The sequence below is a fragment of the Streptococcus mitis genome, from assembly GCF_001579035.1.
Taxonomy (GTDB): Bacteria; Bacillota; Bacilli; order Lactobacillales; family Streptococcaceae; genus Streptococcus; species Streptococcus mitis_J.
The window spans coordinates 34,474-39,544 of sequence record NZ_KQ970288.1 but is presented as its reverse complement, the minus strand read 5'-3'; the positions used below and the strand labels follow the sequence as shown (position 1 = coordinate 39,544).

General features: G+C 37.0%; 2 protein-coding genes. Both read left to right on the top strand.

What is annotated here, in order from left to right:
- The first annotated feature begins 57 nt into the window (after nucleotides 1-57).
- Complete coding sequence (locus SMIDD26_RS06355; RefSeq protein WP_061439585.1) at nucleotides 58-3,537, top strand: YSIRK-type signal peptide-containing protein; 3,480 nt, start codon at nucleotides 58-60, stop codon at nucleotides 3,535-3,537.
- A gap of 88 nt (nucleotides 3,538-3,625) precedes the next feature.
- The coding region (locus tag SMIDD26_RS06350; RefSeq protein ID WP_246746954.1) for a Rib/alpha-like domain-containing protein at nucleotides 3,626-5,071 on the top strand (1,446 nt) is incomplete at its 3' end.

Here is a 5,071-nt window from a genome sequence, read left to right as displayed (position 1 = left end):
TTTTATTTGCCTTCTCAAAACATATTAACAGATAATCATTACAAAAGGAGTGTAGCAATGTTTAAGAATAAAGGCGTACATGCTCGTTCACAAGTGGAAAAATTTACACGTTATAGCATTCGTAAGGTTAGTTTTGGGGTAGCTAGTGTAGCTGTAGCTACAGGATTGTTTTTCTTAGGTGGGGGCAGCGTTCAAGCTAATTCTCCAGTAGTTCCAGCTAGACCAGAAGTAGGTGCTGAAGGAGGAGTACAGGGAGAGAGTGAATCGCTCTCACTTTCAAAAGTGAATGACAATACACTAGCTAGTGAAAGTTCGACAGACTCAGAAATGGAACCGGCGGTATCAGTTCCAGAGGTGCCAGCAACTGTGGAACCACAACCAGAAACAGCAATTGAAGCGTCAGAAGTTACAAAGGTTGATACAAGCAAATTGGGAGTTGCTATTGCTCGTATGCAATCAGCTCTTGAAAAAGCAGGCGTATCTGAAAAGACTGCCGCAACTATCGAAAATGCTAAGGAAGCACTAGCTAAGGCTCAAACCTTCCTATCAAATGAAAAAGCAACACAAGAAGAAGTAGATAAAGCTACGCGAGAATTAAAAAACAAAGCTTTCGTTATTGAAAGTATGCCAAAAGCAGAAAAGAAGGAAGCAAACAATAATCAAGACTCGCGTAATGGACAAGTGATTCCTGGTAATGGGGAAAGTGGGTTTAGAGCGGATAAGTTTATAGTAGATAAAAGTAACAATCCTAAATTACCAGACACAACTCCAACAGGAACTGATAAGTTTACATTTGTAGCTTTATCAGAAAGTGATCCCGCAAGAAATTCTGGAGCTATTGCAAGAGGAGGTGGTAGTGCAGGAGATATTATTGTAAAAGGAACTGGAGAAGCCCCTACGGATTTAGAAATTGAGATGTACTCTTCTCAAAGGAGTGGAGTGAAGGAAAATCCAGTAGCAATGCATACAGAAGGAGGAAAGGCAGTAACATCTCCAGGAAGAATGGATTATCCTTTATCACCAGAAAACGTGAAAAAACTTTCAGAAGAAGCTCCTTTATGGGTAGGAAAATTAAAACCAGATGGGAATACCATTTCAACCAATCCAGCTACGGTATTCGGAAGTTCTGGAGCTTACGAATTTTTAGCTACAGAAATATATAAACTTGGATATGAGCAAGGTGTAGATAGAGTTTATATTCCAAATGTATCTTCAAGATTCAATGTTTCTGAACGTGCAAAAACAGTAGGATGGAAAATAAAATCAATAACGCCATTTAACTTACCACCAGGGTTAATTTATGATAAAAATTCTGATTCTGTTCAAGGTAGAGTCGTTGCGAATGTTCAAAATGGTGTATATGACATGAAATTTACTGTGGAAGCTGAAAATGAAAACACTCACCAAGTTGTTAAAATGGATTTTCAAAATTTAAGAGCTGGTTGGATAGGATGGCAAGATACAAAACCACCGAAAATTGAAGTTTCGAATGATGCTTATACAGCAGAAGTTGGAAAAAATGTTAATATTGACTTAAAATATAGTGATGATGCAGGATCTAATTTTTCAGGAGATAGAAGGAAAATTAATTATAAACTAGCAGATGGAAGAATTGTAGAAATTGGAAATCAAACGTTCAAGCAAGCTGTATCAGGTTTAGCTGGATACACAACAACAAAGGCACAAGGAATTGCCGACACTTCAATTCCAGGAGTAACTTATGATTTATCGAAAGATGCTACTCCTGTTGAGAATGAAACAAATGGTGAAAGTAAAATCTATGGTAAAGGAAAGTTGTCTGGTGTACCGACAAAAGCTGGGATATATACAGTTGGCGTATATGCAAAGGATTATAATAATAAATCAAATAGAGATTCGGCATGGATACATTCAGGTCATGAAGTTCAAAAATATTTAACAGTTGTTGTTAAACCAACAATAACCGTGAAAAATGTCCACGCATATGCAACTAATATTCCAGTAACTATTTCAGATGGAGCTTCAACAGCAGAAGTAACTTTACCGAATGGGACAGTAACAAAATTAGAAGCTAAAAATGGTAAATGGGTAGTAGCAGAAGGGACTACAAATACAAAAGCTGTAGTAGGTCAAGAACTTGGGACAGTAGGTGGAGAAATTAATATTCCGGTATCACAAGAAGATACTAAAGATGCCGCAACAGATAACATTAAAACAAAAGCAACAACCGAGAATGTTAAAGCTACATTATTAAGGAATAAAATAGAATTACAGGATGCTCAAGGAGGCAAACATACTGCAACGCTTAGTGAGAAAACAGGACATTGGGAGTTAGAAGATACATACAAAGAAGTTAAAACTCCAACAGCTGATGGTGGATATCAACTTACAAAACGTCAAGTTTATACAGAAGTTCAAACTGATGGTTCTGTAAATTATTATATTTACTCTTATACAAGAACTTTTAATGCCCAAGATGAAGTTGTTAGCGTTGATAGCGTAACAAGAGATAAAACGGTTCTTCCTAGATTAAATACTTCGACACCAGAGGGAGAAAACACAGTTGAAGGTGGAACTACAGTAGTAGAATATGACGCTGTTAAGAAAGAGTGGAAGTCATCTGATGGCTCTAATGTAACGGCAACAAAAGAGGGTGACTTCTGGAAAGTTGAAACAACATCAGGATTTACGGGATTAGTTAAAGGAAGTAAAGCTGAAGCAGAAGATAAAGCGTCTATATTAAATGATGCTCCAGTTGTTACTTCAACTTCTTATACAACTGTAAAAGGTGCAACAGTAGATTTAGTAAAACAAAAATCAGCTACAGTAACGATTACAGATAGTGAAGATGATACGACAACTGATCCAACGAAGAAAGAAACAACAGTTACAAAAGTAACATTAACAGCTCCTTCAGGAGAAGTAACAGAATATACTAGTTTTGCAGATGCAGCAGCTGTGAAATTAACAGAAACAGGAGATTACACTGTTAAAGTAGATGTAAAAGATAGCAATGGAAATAAAGTTACTGCAACAAATGATACTGAAACCGGTACAAATGCTGGAGAGAATACTGCTGTAGCTTCAACGACATATAAAATTACAGTTAAAGATCAAGTAACTAATAAGTTATATACAGTAGAAGATGACACTTTAACAAGTGATCAATTAAAAGAGAAAGTAAATCCTACAGCTGTAGATGGATTTACTTCAACTACAAATGATATTACTAATATTCCTGCAACTTCAGGTAAAGCAGGTCAAACATTACCAACTCTTGCAACAGTAACTTATACAAAAGGGACAGAAACAATTTCAGTAGAAACAACAGTAGATGTTGTAGTTTTACCAAAAGTAACTCCTACAGGAGTGACAGTTCTTAAAGATAGCACTGGATTAGAAGAAGTTGTTAAAGCTAAAGCGATGGAAGCAGCAAATGCAGTTCCAACTGATAAATTACCAGATGGTGTAACAGTATCTGTAAAAGAAGTTAAACAAGGAACAGTTCCTGCAACTTCTACAACTGGAGTGCAAACTCCTGCAACGGTTCGTTGTTGAGTATAAAGATGCTAATGATAATGTTGTTGAAACGAGAGAAGTTGATGTACCAGTAACAGTAGTAAGCTCAACACCAAGTAAGGTTGTAGTGTTCGAAGGGGAAAAACCAACAGCTGATCAAGCGAAAGAAGCCGTAACGCCAGGTACTGGAGGTACAGTAGGAACACCAGCAGAAACTGATTTACCAGAAACAGCAGGTAAAGCTGGGGAAACAGATATTAAAGTAGACGTGCCGGTAACTTATGATAATGGTAAGATAACAGAAACAGTAAGTGTTCCAGTAACAGTATTACCAAAACCAGAAGCTGAAGAAATTCTAGTTGCTAAAAACAGTGACAAGGAAAAAGCTAAAGAAAAAGTATTAGCTAAAGCTAAAAAAGCAATTGAAGATGGTACATTTAAAGGTAAATTACCTCAAGGTGCAACAGTTGCTATTGATGAAACAGCTACAGTAACAGTTCCAGACTTGACGGATGATACAGAAGTTGATGTAACAGTTAAATACACTGTAGATGGTCAAGAAAAAACGACAACGGTTAAAGTTCCTGTAACAGTAGTTGAAGGTGTTCCTCAAATTGTTCCAGTGGATGAAAACAATAAACAACCAAATCCAGAAAACAGCATTGATAAAACAGAATACCCAGAAGGTTCAACATTTGAATATGATCCAAATACTCCAGTGAATACTGCAACATCTGGTGATTACACTGTCAATGTCATTGTAAAAGATAAAGAGGGGAATCCTATTGCAGAAGTACCTGCAACTGTACGTGTTGTAGAAAGCTATCCACAATTTGTGCCAGTAGACAAGGATAAAAAACAACCAGCTGTTGAAGGAAGTATTGATCCTAAAGCCTTCCCTAAAGATACAGAGTTTACTTACGAAACTCCTGTAGACACAACAACCCCAGGCGAAAAAGATGTGGTAGTTGTAGCGAAGATTGGCGATGAAGTTATTGCAAAAGTCCCAGCAAAAGTGATGGTCGTTGAACCTAAGACACAATACGTAGTAGCAGATCCAAGTAAGCCGCAACCAGATGCTTCTAAGAGTATTGATCCAGAACAATACCCAGATGGAATAACATTTGAGTACAAGACACCAGTAGACACAACAACGCCGGGCGAAAAAGATGTAGTCGTTGTTGCTAAAGACGGGGATGATACACTTGTTGAAGTTCCAGCTAAGGTTAAAGTAGTGGAAGGAAAAGAACAAGTGGTATCTAAAGGTGTAGTGCCAAATCCTAAGAAAAATATCAATCCATCTGATTATCCAGAAGGTGTGGTATTTGAATATAAAGATAATCCAGACACAAGTACAACTGGAGATAAAAAAGTTATTGTTGTTGTTAAGCGAGGGGATAAAGTCTTGGTGGAAGTACCAGCAATTGTTACAGTTGTTGAACAAAATCTAACACCGTCACCATTAACTCCAAACGTTAAAATAGTGACTCGTTTTATTGATGAAAATGGTAAAGATATTTCAACATCAGAGGAAGGTGTTAAAAAACCTAAAGTTGTTGAAGGATATGAGTTT